Below are 20,442 nucleotides of genomic sequence, written 5' to 3' on the forward strand. Positions count from 1 at the left end.
CCGGCTTCCGGCTTCTGGCTACTGGCTACTGGCTACTGGCTTCTGGCTTCTGGCTTCTGGCTTCTGGCTTCTGGCTACTGAGACAGGCTTCTGAAGACTGGCTTCCGGGACCATCTGTCGAGCCTTGTGCACACTTTTGCACTCCTTTGCACCTGCATGCCCGGGGTTTGTCCGGCAGAACGGGATTCACCTCCAGGACTGGCCCCGCCGACAATGACCGGGGCCCGCCGGTCGGGGATTCTCACCGTATGACCCAGACGTTTTCCGCCACCGGTACACCGACCACCCCCAAATTCGCCCATGCCGTGCGGCGCGCGATCGACGACGGCCTGCTCGGAGAGGCTCAGCCCGTCGTCGGATTCATCGACACCGAGGGGGTTCGGGACTCGGTCGAGGCCCTGCGGGAAGCGTTCTCCGGCGCCCCCCAGGTCCTGCACACCTTCGCGGCGAAGGCGTCCCCTCTCGTCCCGGTACTGCGCCTGCTCGCGTCGTACGGAATGGGGTGCGAGGTGGCGAGCCCCGGGGAACTGCGGCTGGCCGTGGACGCCGGCTTCGCGCCGTCGACGATCGTGCTCGACTCCCCCGCCAAGACCCGCGAGGAGATCCGGCTGGCACTGGCACTCGGGATCGCGGTCAACGCCGACAGCCTCGACGAACTGCGCCGCATCGACGCGCTGCGCTGGTCCACCTCCCCCTCGGTCCTCGGGCTCCGGGTGAACCCGCAGGTCGGAGGCGGTGCGATCGGCGCCATGAGCACGGCCACCGCCACATCGAAGTTCGGCGTCGCGCTGCGGGACCCCGGAGCCCGCGAGGCGGTGGTGCGCGCCTTCGCCGAACGCCCCTGGCTGACCCGGCTGCACGCGCACGTCGGCTCCCAGGGCTGTCCGCTGGACCTGCTCGCGGCCGGTGTCGCGGAGACGTACCGGCTGGCCGAGGAGATCAACGCGCACCTCGGCGAGCGCCGGATCACCAGCCTGGACATCGGCGGCGGGCTGCCGGTCAACTTCGCGGACGACGAAGTGCGGCCCACCCACGGCGACTACGTGACGGCACTGCGCAAGGCGGTACCGGACCTCTTCGACGGGCGGTACGCGCTGGTGACCGAGTTCGGCCGGTCGTTGCTCGCGAAGAACGGGTTCATCGGGGCGCTGGTGGAGTACACCAAGGAGGCGGGCGGGCGGCGGATCGCCCTGACCCACGCGGGCGCGCAGACAGCAACCCGTACGGTCCTGATGCCAGAGGCCTGGCCGCTGCGGGTCGGGGCCTTCGGGCCCGACGGCCTGCCCAAGCGCGGGCCCGCGCTCGCGCAGGACATCGCGGGCCCTTGCTGCTTCGCCGGGGACGTGGTCGCGTACGGCCGGGAGCTCCCGGAGCTGCGCGAGGGCGACTTCGTGGTGCTCTACGACACCGGGGCCTACTACTTCTCGGCCCCCTGGGCGTACAACAGCCTGCCGAGGCCGGCGGTGTACGGATTCCGCACGACGGCCGGGGGCGGGGTGCGCTTCGCACCGGTGCGCGACGCCCAGTCGCTGGAGTCGATCGCGGCCGAGAGTGGACTCGGACACGCCGACGCTCTGGTGGGGCTCGGTGGAGTGAACGGCAGCGTCGGATGACCTCGGGCCCGCCCGCACGGACGGCGCGCGCCGGACGGGCCCGCACCCGGGATCACCCCGCGGGCTGCGGGGACGGCTCGGGTTCCGGTACGGGGTCGGGGCCCGGCGCCGGCGGCTGCGGAATCGGGTCCGGGGCAGGGCCGGGCGGTACGGGCCCGGGCCCCGGCGGGACCGGCGGCGGAGTCGGCACCGGCGTCGGCGGCCCGGGCACCGGGGGCGGGCTCGGCACGGGCGACGGATGGACGGGATCGGGGTACGGCTGGGTCATCGCGACCCTCCCATGGTGCGAACGGTACGAGTGGGGCTCATCCCCACCGTCTCCCGCTGCGGCTGCCCGCGCCTGCCGGGACCACACCTCACACGCCCGGACCGCACCCGTACCGACCGCCCGAACACACGTTTACCGAACCACGGAACGCTTGTTCGATCCGGGCCGGCCGCCGCGGACTCAGCGGGCCGACGGCACCGCGTACGGGCTGCGCTCGGTGGGCGTACCCGGCACAGGGGCGGAGGCGTCACTCCCCAGCCCGACGATCCGGTTGTCCGCGTCCACATGCACCACGCTCGGGACGAGCGTGCGCGCCTCCGCGTCGTCCACCTGCGCGTAGCTGATGAGAATGACCAGGTCACCGGGGTGCACGAGATGCGCCGCAGCGCCGTTGATCCCGATCACGCCGGAGCCCCGCTCACCCTCGATGACATAGGTCTCCAGGCGGGCGCCATTGGTGACGTCGACGATGTGCACCAGCTCACCGGGGAGCAGATCCGCGGCTTCCATGAGCTCGGCGTCGATCGTGACCGACCCCACGTAGTGAAGATCGGCCTGGGTCACGGTGGCGCGGTGAATCTTGGACTTGAACATGGTGCGGATCATCGATGAACTCCTGAACTTAGGCTCCCTGCCCGCGTTTTCGCAGGTCAAGTGCTATCCACCTACCCTACAACGATTCGCATGCCGGGCAGCATTCCCCAGGTTTTTGGCCGGGACCACGAGTTCGTGGTGGACCTCCGGTCGACGGCGCGCGCGTTCCTGCCGGCCACCGGGTGCGCGGTCGACATCGCGCCGAATTCGTCGCCCCGCCTGGACACCGGTATGTGTCAGGGGGACGGCGCCGGGGCGGGTCCGGTGGAGGCGCGGAGGACCAACTCCGTGGCCAGTTCCATGCGGGCGGGTGACCGGACACCGGCGTTCTCGCCCCGGGAGAGCTCGATCAGACGCTTGACGGCCGCGGCGCCCAGCTCGGTGCTGGGCTGTCTGACGGTCGTCAAGCCTGGAGTGACGTACTGCGCTTCGGGCAGGTCGTCGAACCCGATGACGCTGATGTCCTCGGGTATCCGCAGGCCCCGGGCCGCCACCGCGTCGTAGACACCGAGTGCCATGGAGTCCGCGCAGGCGAAGACGCCCGTGATCCTCGGGTCACCGTCGAGCAGGGTGTGGGTGGCGGACGCCGCCTTGGCGCGGTTCCATCCGCCGTGGGCCACCGACACCGTGGCGTCGCCGACGGCCGTGGTGTCGGCCGCCGCACGGAAACCGTCGACGCGCGCCCTGCTGAAGAGGTGGCGTGCATGGCCTGCGACCACCCCCATCCGCGTATGGCCGAGAGAGAGGAGGTGGTCGCAGGCCATGCGGCCACCCTCCCAGTTCGCCACTCCGATGCTCGCCACTCCCGAAGGGGGCGTGCTCATCGGGTCGATGAGCACCACGGGGATGCCCGCGGCGAAGAGTGCGCCGAACTGCCGCGACGCGGGATCGACCAATGTTCCGATCACGCCGATGGTGCGCCTTCTCAGCAGGCGCGACACCCAGTCTCCGTCCGGTTCCGCGAGGGTCAGGACGACGTCGATGCCGGCCGCCGCCGCTTCGCGTCCGACCCCGGCTATCAGCAGGTTCGCCCACGATCCCTCGAAGTGGGTGACCACCAGGTCGAGCGCGTGGGCGAGGCCGCTCTCGTCCCGTGCGGTCTCGCCCTTGGCCCCGGCCGGACGGGTGTAGCCGACGGCCTGCACGGCTTCCATGACCTTCGCGCGGGTCTCCGACGAGACGTCCGTTCCGCCGCGCAGCACCTTGGACACCGTGGGGATGCTCGTACCGGCGGTCTTGGCCACCAGGGAAAGTGTGGGACGCGATCCGGCTGGTCGAGGCGGCATGGGGCAAAGGTTAGCCCACCTGCCGAAGGGGCCTGCCGGGGACCGGGGAAGCGCTTCCGGCGGGGGCGGGTGGACCGGGTGCGGGCGGGCCCGGGGGTGCGGTTTCCGCCCGCCCCCGGGCGTCACACGGACGGTGTCGGGGCCGGCGCGTACTCGAACCAGTCGAAGGCGACCGAGCCCCGGGTGGCGTACATGCCGATCACCCGGCCGGTGAAGCCGCAGGCGACCTCGGTGGACAGGTAGCGCCCGTCCAGTTCCGCGATCGGACGGGCGCCGGGGGCGTCGGGATCGCCGAGCCAGAAGCCGATGGTGTCGGGGCCCGTGGTGCCGCCGTCGGTGAGGTGGGGCGACGCGGGAACGAGGTCGGACGTCCGGATCGTCACGGTGAGGTGCAGCGGCCCGGCCGGGACCGGCCTGCGGGCCAGGGTCTGGCGCAGCGGCCCGCTGCGGGCGACGACGGTGACCTCCGCGTCCCCGGCCTCCAGTTCGTAGTGGTGGGCCTCGTCCAGGCGCAGGCAGAGTCCGCCGCGTCCCGTGCCCGGGTCGGTCAGGGTGCCAGCGCGGCAGTCGTGGTGCTGCTGGCGGCGGCCGACGAAGGTGTACCCGGGGGTGTCCAGGGTGGGACCGGTGGGGTGGAGGACCAGATGGCCGGATCGCTCGGTGAGCGACCAGGAGGCGAATCCGGACGACGGTTCGGTTCTCGCTCGTCCGTCCGTCCGTCCCGGGCTCCGCGTGCCGCGCCCCGGGGCGACTGCGCGGGCGGGGCGGCGGTCCACGCGGTACGGGCCGCCGCCGTGGCGGCGGCCCTCCGGGCGGTCGGCCGCCGTCCCTCCCGGAAGAGGAGGGCGGCGGCGGACCGGGTCAGGACGACAGGGTCCAGCGCTGGTTGCTGCCGTTCGAGCAGGTGTAGAGCTGGAGCTGCGTGCCGTTGCCGGTGCCTGCTCCCACGGCGTCGAGGCAGAGGCCGGACTGGACGCCGACCACGGAGCCGTCGGAGCCGAGGCGCCACTTCTGGTTGTCGGCCCCCCAGCAGCCGTAGATCTGGATCTTGGCACCGTTGCCGCTGCCCGCGGCGTCCAGGCACTTGTTGCCGTAGACCCGGAGTTCACCGGCGGAGGTGAGCTCCCACTGCTGGTTGGCGGCGCTGTGGCAGTCGTACAGCTGGACCGCGGTGCCGTCCGCGGTGGCGGAGTTGGGCACGTCCACGCAGCGGCCGGAACCGGCACCCTTGAGCTGTCCGCTCTGGCCGCCGCCGTCACCGCCGTCGCCACCGTCGCCACCGCCGGACGAGCCGCTGTTGAGTGCGTTGAGGACGGCGTTGTAGGCGGACTTCTTGCTGCCGTCGTTGTTGAACAGCAGCGGCGCGTCTCCCGATCGCCAGGAGTCGGAGTCACGCACGCCCCAGACGGTGATGCCGAGGCAACGCGAGACGGCCAGGCAGTCGTTGACCACGTTGGCGTAGGTCGTGGACGAGGCGCCCTGGATGTCGAGTTCGGTGACGGCCACGTCGACGCCGAGGGCGGCGAAGTTCTGCAGGGTGGTGCGGAAGTTGCTGTCGTAGGGGCTGCCGCTGTTGAAGTGCGACTGGAAGCCCACGCAGTCGATCGGCACGCCGCGGGACTTGAAGTCCTTGACCATGTTGTACACGCCCTGGGTCTTGGCCCAGTTCCAGTTCTCGATGTTGTAGTCGTTGTAGCAGAGCTTGGCGGACGGGTCGGCGGCGCGCGCGGTGCGGAAGGCGACCTCGATCCAGTCGTTGCCGGTGCGCTGCAGGTTGGAGTCGCGGCGACCGCCCGAGTTGCCGTCGGCGAAGGCTTCGTTTACGACGTCCCACTGGGCGATCTTGCCCTTGAAGTGGGCCATCACGCCGTTGATGTGGTCGTTCATCGCCTGGCGCAGCGAGCTGCCGCTCAGGCTCTGCATCCAGCTGGGCTGCTGGGAGTGCCAGGCCAGGGTGTGGCCGCGCACCTGCTTGCCGTTCTGCACCGCCCAGTTGTAGACGCGGTCGGCGTTGCTGAAGTTGAACTGTCCCCGCTGCGGCTCGGTGGCGTCGATCTTCATCTCGTTCTCGGCCGTCACCATGTTGAACTCGCGTGACGCGATCGAGGTGTACGCCGAGTCGCCGAGCCTGCCCGAGGCGATGGCGGTACCGAAGTAGCGGCCGCTCTGCGCCGCCGCGGCGCCGAGCGTGGTCTCGGCGGCGTGCGCGTCCGACGGTGCGACCAGCGCGGCGGACGCCCCCAGGACGCCGACGAGCAGCGCCGGCAGCAGAACACGGAGCGGCCGGCCGAGAGCGGATCTCGGTAGGGAGTAGGAGCCCATGGCTGTGCCTCCAGAAATAGGGGATCGCGGAAGGAACGAAGCGCAAAGCCCGCGTCGTCCGCCCTCGTGCGGTCGGCGGACGGGCAGGCCGGCGGGTGCGCGCGCCTGTCGTGCATGTCGTGCACGGATCTGTCGTGCCGGATCCGTCGATCGGCTGTGCGCGGATCTGCCGGACGGCAGAGACAGCCCGGAGCCGACGGGGGTGGGACGTGCCGAACCGCGTCCGGTGTCCCAGACAGGGATGATTGAGGTATTGACGGTGGCTCGTCAATACCTCGCGCGCAGATTGTTTGCGCTAACACTTCGAAATGTTTCGCAAACCAAGCGAGCCCGCCATCGGGCGCCCGGCGCGGCCACCTATGGCCGGCTCGTGCCGCCAACAGGCTTTCGGTACAAGGCTTGACACCGGTTCGCACCGGCGAGGGCGGACTCAATCCCAGACAGATCTGCCATACACCTTGACTGCGAGCGCTCACATTCCTAGCTTGTGGCGTCATGAGAACGAAGCTTTTGCGCAATGTTTCGAAAAAGCTTTGGTCTTCCCGCACCCGCACCGCGGCCCGTCGGGTCACCTCACCCCGACCCCTCCCAGGAGGTCCTTTGATGTGGTTCCGCCACGCGTTTCCGGCCCGTCCGGAACGCCTGCTCGCGCTCCTCGCACCCTTGTTGCTCGTGGCCGGCTTCCTCGGGGCCCAGCCCGCCGAAGCGGCGACGGTCGATTCCGGCGCCTCGTACGTACTGGTCAACCGCAACAGCGGCAAGGCCCTGGACGTCTACAACCTGGCGACCGGGGACGGCGCCCGCATCGACCAGTGGACCCGGAACGACCAGAAGCAGCAGCAGTGGCAGTTCACCGACTCCGGTGACGGCTACTACCGCGTCAAGTCCGTCCTCTCGGGCAAGGTGCTCGACGTCTACAACTGGTCCACCGCGAACGGCGGTTCGATCGTCCAGTGGACCGACCTGAACGCCACCAACCAGCAGTGGAAGCTGGCCGACAGCTCCGACGGCTACGTGAGGCTCATCTCTCGGCACAGCGGCAAGGCCCTCGAAGTGCAGGGAGCCTCCACCGCCGACAACGCGAACGTCGTCCAGTACGACGACTGGGGCGGTACCAACCAGCAGTGGAAGCTGGTCAAGGTCGGCGGCGAAACCTCCGGCACGTGCGACCTTCCGTCGGCCTACCGCTGGGCGTCGACGGGCGCTCTGGCGCAGCCCAAGCAGGGGTGGGCCTCGCTCAAGGACTTCACGGTCGTCCCCTACAACGGCAAGCAGCTTGTCTACGCGACGACGCACGACACCGGGTCGAGCTGGGGTTCGATGAACTTCAGCCCGTTCACCAACTGGTCGGACATGGCGTCGGCCGGCCAGAACACCATGTCGTCCGCGACCGTCGCACCCACGCTCTTCTACTTCGCGCCGAAGAACATCTGGGTGCTCACCTACCAGTGGGGCGGGACCGCCTTCTCCTACCGGACGTCGAGCGACCCCACCAACCCCAACGGCTGGTCATCCCCGCAGGTGCTCTTCTCCGGGAGCATCAGCGACTCCGGGACCGGACCCATCGACCAGACGATCATCGGTGACGGGACGAACATGTACCTGTTCTTCGCCGGCGACAACGGCAAGATCTACCGGGCCTCCATGCCGATCGGGAACTTCCCGGGCAGCTTCGGGTCGTCCTCCACCGTGGTCATGAGCGACTCGACGAACAATCTGTTCGAAGCGCCGCAGGTCTACAAGCTGCAGGGCCAGAACCGGTACCTCATGATCGTCGAGGCGATCGGTTCGCAGGGCCGCTACTTCCGCTCGTTCACGGCCACCGGTCTGAACGGGTCGTGGACACCCCAGGCCGCGACCGAGAGCAATCCGTTCGCCGGCAAGGCCAACAGTGGCGCCACCTGGACCAACGACATCAGCCACGGCGAACTGATCCGCACGAGCGCCGATCAGACCATGACCGTCGACCCCTGCAACCTGCAGTTGCTCTACCAGGGCCGCAGCCCCAGCTCCGGCGGCGACTACGGCCTCCTGCCCTACCGTCCGGGCCTGCTGACACTGCAGCACTGACCGGACGGCGCGACCGGCCCGGTCACGCACCGGGCCGGTCGCGCCCTTTCCGATCCGCCCTGCCCCGATTCCCCCGCCTCCCTCACGCCACTGCCACGCGACGAAGCGCCGCCGCAGGACGAAGAGGGCAGGTTGACGGCGAAGGCGGGGCAGACGTACGGGCACCCGCCCGCCACACTCCTGCATACGGGCTTCCTGCGCCCGTCGCGCGGGACACACTCCGACACTCCGACGCCCCGGCGCCCCGACGCCCCGACGCCCCGACGCCCCGACGCCCCGAGACGTTTACGACCCCGGGCGGCCCGAGACGCATACGGCTCCGGGGGGGGGCCGGCACGGCGTGCGGGCAGCACCGCCGCCCGCGGCACTAAGCTTGTGGGTTCTGACGTCGCTTCGGGTCCGGCAGGTAGCTCGCGAGGCCCCTCAGGATGATCTCCAGGCCGATGTCGAACCTCTCCTCGGAGGAGTCCGTCACCAGCAGCCCGGACAGGGCGCGCAGATGAGGGAATTCCGCCGCCGGCAGAGAGGCGAAGTAGGTCTGCATCTCCCCTGCCGTTTGGCCCCGGTCGGACGGGGCCGGAGAGAGGTCGTCACCTTCGCGGCCCGCGCCCCGGTCCCGGTCCCGCCACAGCCCTTCCTCAAGGACGAAGCCGTCGATGTAGGTGGAGATGATGTCGCCCGCCCGGGCCGCGATGCGGTCGGGCAGACCCGCGACGCGGAAGACGGCCAGCACGGCTTCGACGTGCGGCAGCAGTTCGGCGGTGAAGGGGGCGTGCGCCATCGAAATCCGGGCCATGTCCCGGTGGGCCAGGAGGCGTTGCCGTGCGGACCGGGCGTAGTCGCGCACCTGCTCCTGCCATCGGGCGGGATCGGGCGAGGGGATCGAGAAACCGTCGAAGAGGCGGGTGTACATCAGCTCCAGGAGCTCGTCCTTGGAACTGACGTGGGCGTAGAGGGCCGAGGCCGATACGCCCAGTTCGGCCGCGACCTGACGCATCGACAGACCATCGAGTCCCTCGCGGCCGAGCACGGTGAATGCGGCGTCGACGACCCGGTCGCGCGACAGCGGCAGGCGCGCGGGAGCTCCTTGGGTGCGCGCGGGACGCCCACGCTCCCAGGGAGAGGGCGGAGGAGGCGCGGGGGTACCGGTGGCCGGGTCGGTCATGGACACAGCCTAGGCACCGGGAGCGACAGAACGGGGTGACCCGTCGGCGGAACCCGCCCGGCCGCGTGATGCGCGATCGCCGGGCCGGACGCAACGGCGCCCCCGCCGAGGCCAAGGCGGGTCCGCGTGCCGGAGAGGCGCGAACGCCCGCGTGGCGACGGACCACCAGGGATCGCCTGTGCCGTGAACGGGTGCCGTCGGGCCCTGTGGTGCAGCCATGACCGGGTCACGTCGGGCCTTGTCGGGCGCAGCACCTCACCCCTTCCCCACACCCACTCCCCACACCCGCCCCCTGCCCTGCCCCGCCCAGGACGCGATATATCTTGTCCCGGGCGACCATTGCGCTATATCTTAATGAACGCCGTTCTCTGACTGAACACTGTTCTCCCGTAAGACGTGTTCTCCGCTGCGGTATGCCATCAGCACGACCATCAGGCACCCCGTCCGACCGTGGCCGGCGCTGCCCTTCCACGAGGAGATCCGATGTCCACCACCGGTGTTGCGTCATCCCTGGCGCCCACCGACTCCCCGGCGCCCTACCGGTGGCGCTGGGTCGCGCTCTTCGTGATCCTCGCCGCCGAGGTGATGGATCTCCTGGACGCCGTAGTCACCAACATCGCCGGTCCCTCCATGCGGGCCGACCTGGGCGGCGGTGCGTCCACGCTGCAATGGCTCGCCGCCGCGTACACCCTCTCGATGGCCGTCGGACTGGTCACCGGCGGTCGGCTCGGAGACATACACGGCCGCCGCCGGATGTTCCTGGTGGGTGCCGCCGGCTTCACCGCGGGTTCGCTGCTGTGTGCGATAGCCGGGTCGCCCGGCACGCTGATCACGGCTCGCGTCGTCCAGGGACTGTTCGGCGCCGTGATGCTGCCTCAGGGCCTCGGCATGATCAAGGAGATGTTCCCGCCGAAGGAGTCGCAGAAGGCTTTCGGCCTGTTCGGCCCGGTCATGGGGCTGTCCGCCGTGTGCGGGCCGATCCTCGCGGGCTGGCTCGTGGACGCCGACTACTTCGGCACCGGATGGCGGATGATCTTCCTGATCAACCTGCCGCTCGGCGCCGCGGCCTTCCTCGGCGCCCTGCGCTACCTGCCCCGGACCCAGGCCGGCGACAAGCCCCGCCTGGACATCCCCGGCATGCTCCTGGTCTCGCTCGCCGCGCTGCTCGTCATCTTCCCGCTGGTGCAGGGCCGCGAGTACGACTGGCCCGCCTGGACGTTCGCGATGCTGGCCGCCTCGGTCGCCGTCTTCGCCGTCTTCGCCGTGTACGAGTCGCGCCGCAGCAGGGCTGGGCTGGACCCCCTGGTCGTACCGAGCCTCTTCCGCAAGCGCGGATTCAGCGGAGGCATGACCCTCGGGCTGGTCTTCTTCTCGGCCATGCAGGGCTTCATGCTCGTCTTCAACCTCTACACCCAGATCGGGCTGGGCTACTCACCGCTCAAGGCGGGCCTGGTGATGGTGCCATGGTCCGGCGGCATGATCGTCGGCTTCGGCCTGGCCCAGGCCGTGGCACGGTTCGGCCGGGCCGTGCTTCAGGCGGGCGCGCTGGTCATGGGAGTCGGCGTGTTCGGTGTCTGGCTGACGCTCGACACGGCGGGCAGCGGCGTCGGCCCGTGGCAGCTCCTGCCCGCCCTGCTCGTGACCGGCACCGGCATGGGTCTGCTGATGGCCCCGTTCTTCGACATCGTGCTCTCCAGCGTCGAGCAGCACGAGACGGGCTCGGCATCCGGCACGATGACCGCCGTCCAGCAGCTCGGCGGCGCCTTCGGAGTGGCCATCCTCGGCACCGCGTTCTTCGGCCTGCTGGGCGGCTCGATCGCGAGCTCCGTCGACCACCAGGCGGACGGTCTGCGTGACCGGCTCGGCGCCGTCCACGTCCCGCCCGCGGCCCAGGACCGTGTCCTCGCGGATCTGCGCCGCTGCGCCGCTGACCGCGCCGTCGCCAAGGACCCCGCCGCGACCCCCTCCTCCTGCACCCTCCTGGAGAAGGACGCCCGCTCCGCCGCCACTTCACCCGAAGCCGCCGCCAAGGTGCCCGCCGCACTCCAGGACACCGCGTCCTCCGCCTTCCGCGGCGGCTTCGGCTCGGCGATGAAGACCGTGCTGTGGATCGTGGACGGCATGCTCGTCCTCACCTTCCTCCTCGCCTTCCTGCTCCCCCGCCACGCTCGTCCCGAGGAAACCCCCGCCCACTGAGACGGCGCCCGGCCGATCCGCCGCTCCACCGCGGCGGATCGGCGAGGCGCCGCGCTCGGGACTGCGTCACGTATGTCCGACGGTGAGGAAGGCGCCCCTGGCAGGTCGTCCTGGCTTGCCGACCCGAAAGATCCGTCAGAATAGCCGGTTGTCGGGTGATCACCTCGACGTCTAACGTCTCCGTCATCGGCGTGTAGCTCAGCAGGAGAGCACCGGGCTCCGGACCCGGGGGGCGCAGGGGCGGAACCTGCCACGTCGGCTTATGGATGACAACGCTGAGCAGCAGCCCCCGATACGGCCCTCTCCTATCCGGAGGGCCAACTGGTCAAGGCCTTCATCACCGCGTTGACCCACGAGGATGCCGACACCCGGCGCCGCGCCGAAGTGCGCGGGCAGCGCTGGCGGGAGGTTCTGGCGGCCCTGGCCGCAGGTCGGCTGACGGTCGGTTCGCGTACGCCCGTGGCCGGGTTTCCGCCCTGGGTGACCCTTGAGGTGATGCGCGGAGGCTTCGCCACCGGGACCGCGAGCGCGAGCGGGCCGCTCCAGAGCCACGAGACCGAAGCCGCGCGGAGGTTCGGCGTACCCGCTGAACGGCGCGCGCTCTTCGCCTACTGCCTCACCGAGCCCGGACTCGCCTGGTTGTGGTCCCGGTTGGACAGCGGCGGCTACGAGATCGGTGTGCCCGAGGAGGCCGCGCTGCTCACCCTGGCCTGGCTGGTGCGCCGAGGTGAGACCGGCGCTGCGCTCGACCTCGTGGCGGAGCTGAAGCCGTTCGCGGACCGGTTGCGGTTCCTGCCGCGCCCCGGGGACGAGGCCGTGCCCGACGCAACCGGGGCCGACGCCACCGCGGCCGTCCACCGGCACACCGTCTCCGAGGCCATCGACACTCTGATACGGCGGCGGCCCAACGCAGCCGTCGAGGCCCAGCGCGAGGCGCTCGCCGTGTGGCAGCCGTTCGGCGACGAGCTGCTCGTCCACTGGTTGCGGACGGCGCGGGACGGCTGCGTCCTCGAACTCGCCCCGGACGCCGACTGGCTGGCCGAGGGCGAGGTTCTGCTCGGCCGCTACCGGCGGCTGGCGGCGGAACACACCTTGTGCACCAAGCACCGCAGCCCCAAGGAGAATCTGGGCATTCTCCGTGCGGCGCTGGAGGAGGCCGTCGCCGGGCGGCCGCTGGAACCGCGCCGGCTCGGCCTGCTGCGGCACGCGGTGCGGTCGATGGTGCGGCGGCGTGGTCTGCCCGGCTCGGCCACGCACTCGGCGTTGCGCCGCCGCCAGGCCGAGCAGGCGGCGCTGCCTTCCCATCACGCCTCGGCCCAGCTGATGCTGGGCCGGCTCGCGGTGTATCCGCTGGAGGCGGGAATCACCGACGTGGCCCCGCTCCTGGGTCCGGTTACCGAGGAGGAGAGCCGGGAGACCGGTCTGCCCGCCGGAGCCGTCGTCCCGGACACGGTCGCCCGGGTGGTCGGGTCCGCGCTGAGCGCTCCGCTCGGCACGCTCGTGGAGCGGGGCGTCGTCCCGTCCGCCGAGGTCATGGCCCAACTGGTGCCGCAGTTGGTCGCCGCCACCACCGCACACGCGTACGTCGACGAGACGCTGCGAGCCGTGATGGCCGCGAACTACCGGGCGTTCCGCGACCGCCGCTCCGTGCTCCTGCTCGATCTGGAGCGCCAGGTGCGCGTCGAGGAACTGCCCTGGGTGCGGGCGGTGGCGGGGCAGCGATCGGCGGCACCGGGCGCGGCGGACGGTGAAGGTGCGCTCTCCGTGCTGCGGCATCTGGGCGAGCTGGCCGTGCAGGCCTTCCCGGGGACGCTCCTGCCCAACCCGCTGGTCCGCGAGTTCGGAGTCCTCGACCGCGGTTGCGACCTCGGGGCCCCGTTCGTGGAGGAGCTGGCCGCCGACATCTTCATGGGCACGTTCAGCCGGAAGTTCCTCAAGGCCGCGCGGGACGCGGGCGAGCTGCTCGGCGGCACCCTGTACGAGCGTTACTACGGCATCGACTACGCCGCGATCCGCAATCTGGCGATCGTGGAGACGAGCGAGGCCCTGACCCGTCCGGACGGCGCACGCACCTCCCCCGGCTTCGCGCGGTTGTGCGCCGAGCGGGCCAAGGTGACCTCGCACTCCAGGTCGGTCGCGGCGAACGGGACGGTGATCGAACAGGCGCAGATCCTCACCACGCACAACCTGGCCACCCTGGTGAACCGGGTGGGCATCGCCCCCCGGCCCGGGTGGGCCGATCTGGCGCGCCGCTGCTTCGTGACCGTGTGCCGGCTGACCGCCCGTGTGCACCGCGACCCGCGGCCGTTGGGCACGATCAAGGACGCCGCGTACGCGTGGCGCCAGATGGTGTTCCACCTGTCCCTCTGCCCGCCCACGGAGCAGCGGCGGGTCGTCGCGGGCCTGTCGCAGGAGGTGGCCCGTCACCCGGCCCATGTCGCGACCCGGCTGGCCCCCGCCCTGGCGGGGCTGGTCCTCGTCGCCGGGGGCGGCGCCTTCGACGAGGACGGGACGGCGGACACCGGACGTGCCCGGCGCTTCACGGGGTGGAGCACCGGCGAGCACTGGATGCGGTGACGGGTCGGACGCGAGCAGCCGGCGAGGGCGCCGAGGGTCTCCGGTGGGGCGGCCCGGACACCGCCGGCTCCCGCGGCGTCCGACGACGCCCGGAACCGGCCGTGCCCGCCCGTCTCACGAACGGACCAGGGCCAGCACCTCATCGCGCAGGCTCCGCATGGTGTGCGGGTCGCGGGCTTCGGCGTTGAGGCGGAGGAGGGGTTCGGTGTTGGAGGGGCGGAGGTTGAACCACCAGTCCGGGCCGCTCACGGTGAGGCCGTCGAGTTCGTCGAGGGTGACCCCGTCGCGGTCGCGCCAGGCGGCGCGGACGGCGGCGAGGCGCTCGGACTGGTCGGAGACGGTGGAGTTGATCTCGCCGGAGGCGGCGTACCGCTCGAAGCTGCCGGTGAGGGCGGACAACGTGCCGTCCTGTCCGCCGAGGGCGGCGAGCACGTGGAGGGCGGCGAGCATGCCGGTGTCGGCGTTCCAGAAGTCGGCGAAGTAGTAGTGCGCGGAGTGTTCGCCGCCGAAGACGGCGCCGGTGCGGGCCATTTCGGCCTTGATGAAGGAGTGGCCGACGCGGGTGCGGACGGGGGTGCCGCCGTTCTCGCGGATGACCTCGGGGACGGACCACGAGGTGATCAGGTTGTGCAGCACGGTCGCGCCTGGCCTGCGGGCGAGTTCGCGGGTGGCGACGAGCGCGGTGATGGCGGAGGGCGAGACCGGCTCTCCTCGTTCGTCGACGACGAAGCAGCGGTCGGCGTCGCCGTCGAAGGCGAGACCGAGGTCGGCGCCCTCGGCGAGGACGCGGGCCTGGAGATCCACGATGTTGGCGGGGTCGAGGGGGTTGGCCTCGTGGTTCGGGAAGGTGCCGTCGAGCTCGAAGTACATCGGTACGACGTCGAGCGGCAGCCCCGCGAGGACGGTCGGCACGGTGTGGCCGCCCATGCCGTTCCCGGCGTCCACCACGACCTTGAGCGGCCGGATCGCCGTGAGGTCGACGAGGCCGAGCAGATGGGCGGCGTACTCCCGCAGGGTGTCGTGGTGCGTGAGGGTGCCGGGGCCGGCGGGCGACGGCACGGGCGCGCCGGTGTCGGACCACCGCTCCACGAGCGCGCGGATCTCGGCGAGGCCGCTGTCCTGGCCGATCGGCGCCGCACCGGCCCGGCACATCTTGATGCCGTTGTACCGCGCCGGGTTGTGCGAGGCGGTGAACATCGCACCGGGCAGACCGAGCGCCCCGGAGGCGTAGTAGAGCTGGTCGGTCGAGCAGAGGCCGGTCTCGGTGACGTCGGCGCCCTGAGCCGTGGCGCCGCGGGCGAAGGCCCGCGCGAGGCCCGGTGAGGTGGCGCGCATGTCGTGGCCGGTGACGAGGGCGCGCGCGCCGGTGACCTGGACGAACGCGGCGCCGAAGAGCTCGGCGGTGGTCTCGTCCCACTGGTCGGGTACGACGCCGCGTACGTCGTACGCCTTGACGACCCCGGAGAGATCGGTGCGGGGGGCGGGTTCAGTGGGCGCGGCCATGGCCGTCTCCTTCGGGGGACTGCGGTTCGGGGGTGTCGAGGAGCCACACGGCGGTGTCGGGCGGGATCGCGTCGCCGTCGAGCGGTCCGCTGGCCAGGACCGGGCGGCCGGTCACGCCGAGGGTGGTCCAGGACAGGGGCCGGTCCGCGAGGTTGACGACGCAGGTCAGGCCGGAGCGGCGGAAGGCGAGGTACGGGTCGCGGGGCGCCGAGTACCACCTGGGCGGGGCCGTCGGGTCGGACGCGGGGTGGGCGCGGCGCAGGCGCAGGGCCTCGCGGTAGAGGGTGAGCGTGGAGTCGGGGTCGTGTTCCTGGGCGGCGACGGTGTGGGGTGCCCAGTCGTCCGGCTGCGGCAGCCAGGTGCGGTCGGCGCTCGCGGTGGTGAAGCCGTACGGGGCGCGGTCGCCGGACCACGGCAGCGGGACGCGGGAGCCGTCGCGGCCCCGCTCAGTGTGGCCGGAGCGCTCCCAGAGCGGGTCGAGGATGCGGGCGTCGGGGATGCGGGCCTGCGGCAGGCCGAGTTCTTCGCCCTGGTAGAGGTAGGCGGAGCCGGGCAGGGCGAGCATGAGCAGGGCGGCGGCCCTCGCACGCGCGGCGGAACCGAGGCGGGTGACAGGGCGGACCGCGTCGTGGCTGGAGAGCAGCCAGGTGACGGCCCCGCCGCCGGGGGCGGAGAGCGAGGCGTCGATGACGCGGCGCAGTTCGCCCGGTTCCCAGGCGGCCTCCAGGAAGGCGAAGTTGAAGGCCTGGTGCATCTCGTCGGGCCGGGTGTAGCGGGCGAGCCTGGCCGGGTCGAAGACGGCGGACTCGGCGACCATGACCCGCTCGTGCGGGGGTACCGCGCCGGGCGGTGCCGGATGGGTGTCGAGGAGGGTGCGCCATTCGCGGTAGAGCGGGTGCAGTTCATCCTGGTCGTAGTAGGGCATGAGGTGGTTGCGCAGCGGGTCCTGGTGTTGTCCGGGCCCGGCGTCGGGGAAGCCATCGGCCTTGAACAAGGCGTGGGCGACGTCGACGCGGAAGCCGTCCACGCCCCGGTCCAGCCAGTGCGTCAGGATGCCGGTAAAGGCGTGCCGCACCTCGGGGGAACGCCAGTTGAGGTCGGGCTGCTCGGGTGCGTGGAGGTGGCAGTACCACTGGCCGTCCGGTACGCGGGTCCACGCGGGGCCGCCGAAGGCCGACTGCCAGTCGTTGGGCGGGAGTTCGCCGTGCGGCCCGCGGCCGGGGCGGAAGAGGTAGCGGTCGCGCGCGGCGGAGCCGGGTCCTGCCGCCAGCGCCTCCTGGAACCAGGGGTGCTGGTCGGAGGTGTGGTTGGGCACGAGGTCGACGATGAGCTTCAGGCCCAGGTGGTGGGCGCGGGCGGTGAGTTCGTCGAAGTCCTCGGGGCTGCCGAGGTCGGTGGCGACGCCGGTGTGGTCGGCGATGTCGTATCCGCCGTCGGCGAGCGGCGAGGGGTAGAACGGCGTGATCCAGACGGCGTCGGCGCCGAGCCCGGCGATGTGGTCGAGCCGGGCGGTGGCTCCGGCGAGGTCGCCGGTGCCGTCGCCGTCGGAGTCGGCGAAGGCGCGCGGGTACAACTCGTAGCAGACGGCGTCCTGCCACCAGCTCATGAGGACTCCTGGAGGTGCGGTGGTGCGGTGGGTCGTGGGGCGGTGCCGGGGGCGGATACGGGCTGTTCGGTGCCGGTGTCGGCGGCGAGGGTGGCGGCCTCGGCGACGGCGACGGCGGTGAGCCCGGCGAGCGCGTCGGCGACCGGGGTGCCGCCGTCGCGTGCGACGCGGACCAGGTCGGCGACGGCGGCGCGGACGCTCTCGCGGTAGGCGTGCGGTTTGCGGGCCTCGCCGCCGAGGTCGAGGACGGCGCGGACGTGGTGCGGCACGGTGCGTACTTCGCCGCGTCCGCTCGCAGGGGCAGGGCTCGCGGCATCGCGTTCGACGGTGACCGTGAGGCGTTCCCCGCCGTGGGGGCGGAAGCCGTCCACGTGCAGCAGGTCGGCGGCCCGGTCCGGCAGTTCTTCCCAGGCCCGGGCGCCCGCCTCGTCGGTCCAGGCCGAGATCTCGGCGCGGACCGGGATCCAGCCCTCGACCCGGGTCTCGGCGAATCCGTGGTCCAGGCGCATCGACTGGCGTTCGCAGCGGTGCGCGTGGGTGAAGGAGTGGAGGTGGGAGGCGAGGACGCCGCCGGGGTGGAGGACGTCGGCGCTGACCATGTCGACGGGTCCGCCGGGCCGCCGTACGGCGGTCGCGCGCACGCTGACCGGGTCGGTGCCCAGCAGGGCGCGCGCCGCATCGAAGAAGTGGACGCCGTGCTCGACGAAGATGCCGCCGCTGTGCTCCCGGTCCCAGAACCAGTGGCCGGGGCCGAGGTCCTGGTCGGAGGCGTCGTTCTCGAACATGAACCGGCGCGGGGCGGCGAGCAGCCCCTCGGCCATGAGCCGTTCCAGGGCGCGCAGCAGCGGGTTGTAGCGCAGGACGTGGTCGACGACCAGGGCCCGCCCGGCGCGATCGGCCTCGCGGGCCACGGCGCGGGCGTCCCGCGCCGTGGTGGCGAGCGGCTTCTCGCAGAACACGTGCCGGCCGGCGCGCAGCGCGGCGGTGGCCATCGCGGCGTGCGCGGCCGGCGGGGTGGCGATGGCGACGGCCTCCACGTCCGTGCGTTCCAGCAGCTCTTCGAGGGAGCCGAACGCGGGGACGCCGTGCCGTTCGCCGAGCACCCTCGCCCGTACGGGGTCGGGGTCGGCGACGGCGGTCGGGCGCAGCCCGGGGAGGCCGGCCACGGCGTCCAGGACGTACGTCCCGAAGCCGCCGCAGCCGACCAGTCCGAGGCCGAGGGGGGCCGGCGCGGAGGTCATGCGGTGCGCTCCAGGAGGGCGACGCCGATGTGGGCGTCGGCCATGCCGTAGAAGACGTACAGCTCGCCGTCGATCTCCTCGATCGCGGTCGGGAAGACGACGTTCGGGACGGTGCCGGAGCGCTCCTCCTCGGTCTCGGGCGCCATCAGCGGCTCGTCGGAGCGGGCGAGGACCTTGGCGGGGTCGGCCGGGTCGAGGATCATCGCGCCGGCCGCGTAGGAGACCTTCTGGTTCTGGGCGAAGGGGTCCTCGATGTGGCCGGAGACGCCGTGGTGGATGAGGAGCCAGCCCTCGGGCACGCGGATCGGGGCGGGTCCGCCGCCGATCTTCAGGTCCTCCCAGGGGTACGCGGACAGGGCGACGAGCCGGTGGTCGCGCGGGCGGGTCAGGGCGCGGATGTCGGCCTCGACCTCGGCGACAGGTACGTACGAAATCCAGATGCCGGGCCGTTCGTCGGTGATCCCGGCGGGCAGGTGGACGCCCTCGCCGGGGCGGAACCAGCCGAGGTCCCACATAGGGCGGTGCAGCATGGCGTACGCGGGCTCGCCGTCGGGGCCGGGTACGGGCTCCGGGAAGTGGACGACGTCCTTGTTCGGGAAGAGGTTGAGGTCGGTGTCGAGGTCCGGCTGGTAGGCGAACTGGATCGGACCGAGGCGGGTCCACTCGGTCAGGTTCTCGGACACGGCGAGGGCCGGCTTGGGGCCGAGGGGGCCGTAGGCGACGTACGACATGACGTGCTTGCCGAGCGAGGGGACCCAGGTGACGCGCGGGTCCTCGACGCCGGCGTTGTTGGTGCCGCGCTCCCAGCCCTCGTCGGGCGCGAGGACGACGCCGCGCCGCTCGACGCCGCTGGGGACGCCGTCGGTGAAGGTGACCTCGGCGAGGCCGACGCGGGAGACGTTGCCCTCGGCGACCAGGCGCGGCAGCAGGTGCAGGCGGCCGTCGGGGGTGCGTCCCGACGCCGGGTTGAGGACTCCCTCCGCTTCGTCGGCCTCGCCGGGCAGCGGGGACATGACCAGGCCCTTGCGGACGAGGCGGTAGGGGATGGTCGAGGTGGTGCTGGTGGTGCTCATGCGGGGATCAGCCCTTTACTCCGGAGTCGATGTCGGTCGAGGTGAAGTGGCGCTGGAACAGGACGAACAGGGCCACTGCGGGGGCGGCCAGCACACAGGCGCCGGCCAGCAGGGCGCCGGTCGGGTTGGCGACCGTGCCCTGAAGGTTGGACAGGAAGCTGGCGAGGGAGACCGCCAGCGGTTGCATGTCGGCGTTCTTGGTGACCAGGAACGGCCACAGGAACTCGTTCCACGGCCCGATGAAGGTCAGCAGCATCGCCGACAGCACGGCGGGCCGCGCCATCGGCAGGGCGATCCTCCACAGGATGCGCAGTTCGCCCGCGCCGTCGAGGCGGGCGGCCTCGAAGAGGGACTGCGGCAGCTGGAGGAAGAACTGGCGGAAGAGGAAGACGGCCGTCGAGTTGATCGCGAACGGGAGGATCATCCCGAGGTAGTTGTCGCCCAGTCCGTAGTCGCGGACCACGAGGACGTAGAGCGGCAGCGTCAGGAGCTGGAAGGGCACCATCTGGACGAGCAGCAGCGAGGCGAAGACCGTGCCCCGGCCGCGGAAGTGCAGCTGGGCCAGTGCGTAGCCGGCGAGCACCCCGAAGACGAGAGTGCAGAGCAGGACTCCGATCGTCATGATTCCGGAGTTGAGCAGCGAACGGCCCAGCGAGATCGCCCCGTCGACCGCCGTGTAGCTGCCGCCGGTGAGCCCGGACGGAACGGCGGAGGACAGGTCGCCGGTGGTCGTCTTCCGCAGGGAGCCGACGACCATGTAGTAGAAGGGGAAGAGGAAGGCGACCGCGCCGAGTGAGAGAACGGTGTACTTGGCGGCGGTCCCCCAGGGGCGGCGCCTGCCGGCCTGCCCGGTGGGGTCCGGCAGGTCCGAGGAGGGCCGGCCCGTCACCGGGGTGACCGGGGCGGAGGCGGGGTGGGAGGCGCTCAT

The 20,442-nt window shown here is 71.6% G+C and carries 12 protein-coding genes, 1 tRNA gene and 2 pseudogenes; 5 read left to right on the top strand and 10 right to left on the bottom strand.

Annotated features, from left to right (window positions below; translation table 11 throughout):
* Window positions 1–248 precede the first annotated feature (248 nt).
* Complete coding sequence (locus tag OHA55_RS35520) at window positions 249–1,613, top strand: diaminopimelate decarboxylase (RefSeq protein ID WP_266714470.1); 1,365 nt, start codon at window positions 249–251, stop codon at window positions 1,611–1,613.
* Window positions 1,614–2,061: 448 nt separating this feature from the next.
* Here the strand turns inward: OHA55_RS35520 and panD are convergent, their stop codons facing one another.
* The 4 genes and pseudogenes from panD to OHA55_RS35540 all read right to left on the bottom strand — a co-directional run bounded on the left by panD (window position 2,062) and on the right by OHA55_RS35540 (window position 6,083).
* Window positions 2,062–2,487 carry an aspartate 1-decarboxylase gene (panD, locus tag OHA55_RS35525; protein ID WP_266714472.1) on the bottom strand — a complete coding sequence of 142 codons (426 nt, stop codon included), beginning with the start codon at window positions 2,485–2,487 and terminating at the stop codon, window positions 2,062–2,064.
* Window positions 2,488–2,711: 224 nt separating this feature from the next.
* Window positions 2,712–3,719, bottom strand: a complete 1,008-nt coding sequence (locus tag OHA55_RS35530) for a LacI family DNA-binding transcriptional regulator (RefSeq protein WP_266714474.1) — start codon at window positions 3,717–3,719, stop codon at window positions 2,712–2,714.
* A 164-nt stretch (window positions 3,720–3,883) separates the two neighbouring features.
* Window positions 3,884–4,435 (bottom strand): annotated as a pseudogene (locus tag OHA55_RS35535) (glycoside hydrolase family 43 protein); the annotation flags it as partial.
* 187 nt (window positions 4,436–4,622) lie between these two features.
* On the bottom strand, window positions 4,623–6,083 hold the full coding sequence (locus OHA55_RS35540; RefSeq protein WP_266714476.1) for an endo-1,4-beta-xylanase: 1,461 nt from the start codon (window positions 6,081–6,083) through the stop codon (window positions 4,623–4,625).
* Between the two features lie 603 nt (window positions 6,084–6,686).
* On the opposite strand from OHA55_RS35540, the gene OHA55_RS35545 reads away from it, so the two are divergent.
* Window positions 6,687–8,153, top strand: coding sequence for a non-reducing end alpha-L-arabinofuranosidase family hydrolase (locus OHA55_RS35545; RefSeq protein ID WP_266714478.1), 1,467 nt, complete (start codon window positions 6,687–6,689; stop codon window positions 8,151–8,153).
* A 367-nt stretch (window positions 8,154–8,520) separates the two neighbouring features.
* On the opposite strand, the gene OHA55_RS35550 is transcribed toward OHA55_RS35545, so the two are convergent.
* Complete coding sequence (locus OHA55_RS35550; RefSeq protein ID WP_266714480.1) at window positions 8,521–9,318, bottom strand: TetR/AcrR family transcriptional regulator; 798 nt, start codon at window positions 9,316–9,318, stop codon at window positions 8,521–8,523.
* A 483-nt stretch (window positions 9,319–9,801) separates the two neighbouring features.
* Between OHA55_RS35550 and OHA55_RS35555 the strand changes: the two genes are divergently transcribed.
* The 3 genes and pseudogenes from OHA55_RS35555 to OHA55_RS35565 all read left to right on the top strand — a co-directional run bounded on the left by OHA55_RS35555 (window position 9,802) and on the right by OHA55_RS35565 (window position 14,091).
* Window positions 9,802–11,514 carry an MFS transporter gene (locus OHA55_RS35555; RefSeq protein ID WP_266714482.1) on the top strand — a complete coding sequence of 571 codons (1,713 nt, stop codon included), beginning with the start codon at window positions 9,802–9,804 and terminating at the stop codon, window positions 11,512–11,514.
* A gap of 187 nt (window positions 11,515–11,701) precedes the next feature.
* Window positions 11,702–11,773 (top strand) — tRNA-Arg (locus OHA55_RS35560).
* Between the two features lie 3 nt (window positions 11,774–11,776).
* Window positions 11,777–14,091: pseudogene (locus tag OHA55_RS35565) on the top strand (hypothetical protein).
* A gap of 114 nt (window positions 14,092–14,205) precedes the next feature.
* On the opposite strand, the gene OHA55_RS35570 reads toward OHA55_RS35565, so the two are convergent.
* Genes OHA55_RS35570 through OHA55_RS35590 form a run of 5 tightly spaced genes read right to left on the bottom strand, consistent with a single transcriptional unit; the run spans window position 14,206 to window position 20,442 of the window.
* Window positions 14,206–15,594, bottom strand: coding sequence for a phosphomannomutase/phosphoglucomutase (locus OHA55_RS35570; protein WP_266714484.1), 1,389 nt, complete (start codon window positions 15,592–15,594; stop codon window positions 14,206–14,208).
* A complete protein-coding gene (locus OHA55_RS35575) occupies window positions 15,578–17,200 on the bottom strand; it encodes an alpha-amylase family glycosyl hydrolase (RefSeq protein ID WP_266714486.1) in 1,623 nt (540 codons plus the stop codon). The genes OHA55_RS35570 and OHA55_RS35575 overlap by 17 nt, the downstream gene beginning before the upstream one ends.
* The gene (locus OHA55_RS35580) at window positions 17,197–18,441 is read right to left on the bottom strand and encodes a Gfo/Idh/MocA family protein (protein ID WP_266714488.1); all 1,245 of its coding nucleotides are present in this window, start codon (window positions 18,439–18,441) and stop codon (window positions 17,197–17,199) included. The genes OHA55_RS35575 and OHA55_RS35580 overlap by 4 nt, the downstream gene beginning before the upstream one ends.
* Window positions 18,438–19,514 carry a glycosidase gene (locus OHA55_RS35585; protein WP_266714490.1) on the bottom strand — a complete coding sequence of 359 codons (1,077 nt, stop codon included), beginning with the start codon at window positions 19,512–19,514 and terminating at the stop codon, window positions 18,438–18,440. Before OHA55_RS35585 ends, OHA55_RS35580 begins: the two co-directional genes overlap by 4 nt.
* Window positions 19,515–19,521: 7 nt before the next feature.
* A complete protein-coding gene (locus OHA55_RS35590) occupies window positions 19,522–20,442 on the bottom strand; it encodes a carbohydrate ABC transporter permease (RefSeq protein WP_266714492.1) in 921 nt (306 codons plus the stop codon).

This window comes from Streptomyces sp. NBC_00102 (assembly GCF_026343115.1).
In the GTDB taxonomy this organism is placed as follows: Bacteria; Actinomycetota; Actinomycetes; order Streptomycetales; family Streptomycetaceae; genus Streptomyces.

What these genes read in the sequence shown, in the direction of transcription:
- OHA55_RS35520 (WP_266714470.1), top strand. Translation starts at nt 249, where the DNA reads ATGACCCAGACGTTTTCCGCCACCGGTACACCGACCACCCCCAAATTC.
- panD (WP_266714472.1), bottom strand. Translation starts at nt 2,487, where the DNA reads ATGATCCGCACCATGTTCAAGTCCAAGATTCACCGCGCCACCGTGACC.
- OHA55_RS35540 (WP_266714476.1), bottom strand. Translation starts at nt 6,083, where the DNA reads ATGGGCTCCTACTCCCTACCGAGATCCGCTCTCGGCCGGCCGCTCCGT.
- OHA55_RS35545 (WP_266714478.1), top strand. Translation starts at nt 6,687, where the DNA reads ATGTGGTTCCGCCACGCGTTTCCGGCCCGTCCGGAACGCCTGCTCGCG.
- OHA55_RS35550 (WP_266714480.1), bottom strand. Translation starts at nt 9,318, where the DNA reads ATGACCGACCCGGCCACCGGTACCCCCGCGCCTCCTCCGCCCTCTCCC.
- OHA55_RS35555 (WP_266714482.1), top strand. Translation starts at nt 9,802, where the DNA reads ATGTCCACCACCGGTGTTGCGTCATCCCTGGCGCCCACCGACTCCCCG.
- OHA55_RS35570 (WP_266714484.1), bottom strand. Translation starts at nt 15,594, where the DNA reads ATGGCCGCGCCCACTGAACCCGCCCCCCGCACCGATCTCTCCGGGGTC.
- OHA55_RS35575 (WP_266714486.1), bottom strand. Translation starts at nt 17,200, where the DNA reads ATGAGCTGGTGGCAGGACGCCGTCTGCTACGAGTTGTACCCGCGCGCC.
- OHA55_RS35580 (WP_266714488.1), bottom strand. Translation starts at nt 18,441, where the DNA reads ATGACCTCCGCGCCGGCCCCCCTCGGCCTCGGACTGGTCGGCTGCGGC.
- OHA55_RS35585 (WP_266714490.1), bottom strand. Translation starts at nt 19,514, where the DNA reads ATGAGCACCACCAGCACCACCTCGACCATCCCCTACCGCCTCGTCCGC.
- OHA55_RS35590 (WP_266714492.1), bottom strand. Translation starts at nt 20,442, where the DNA reads ATGAGCGCCTCCCACCCCGCCTCCGCCCCGGTCACCCCGGTGACGGGC.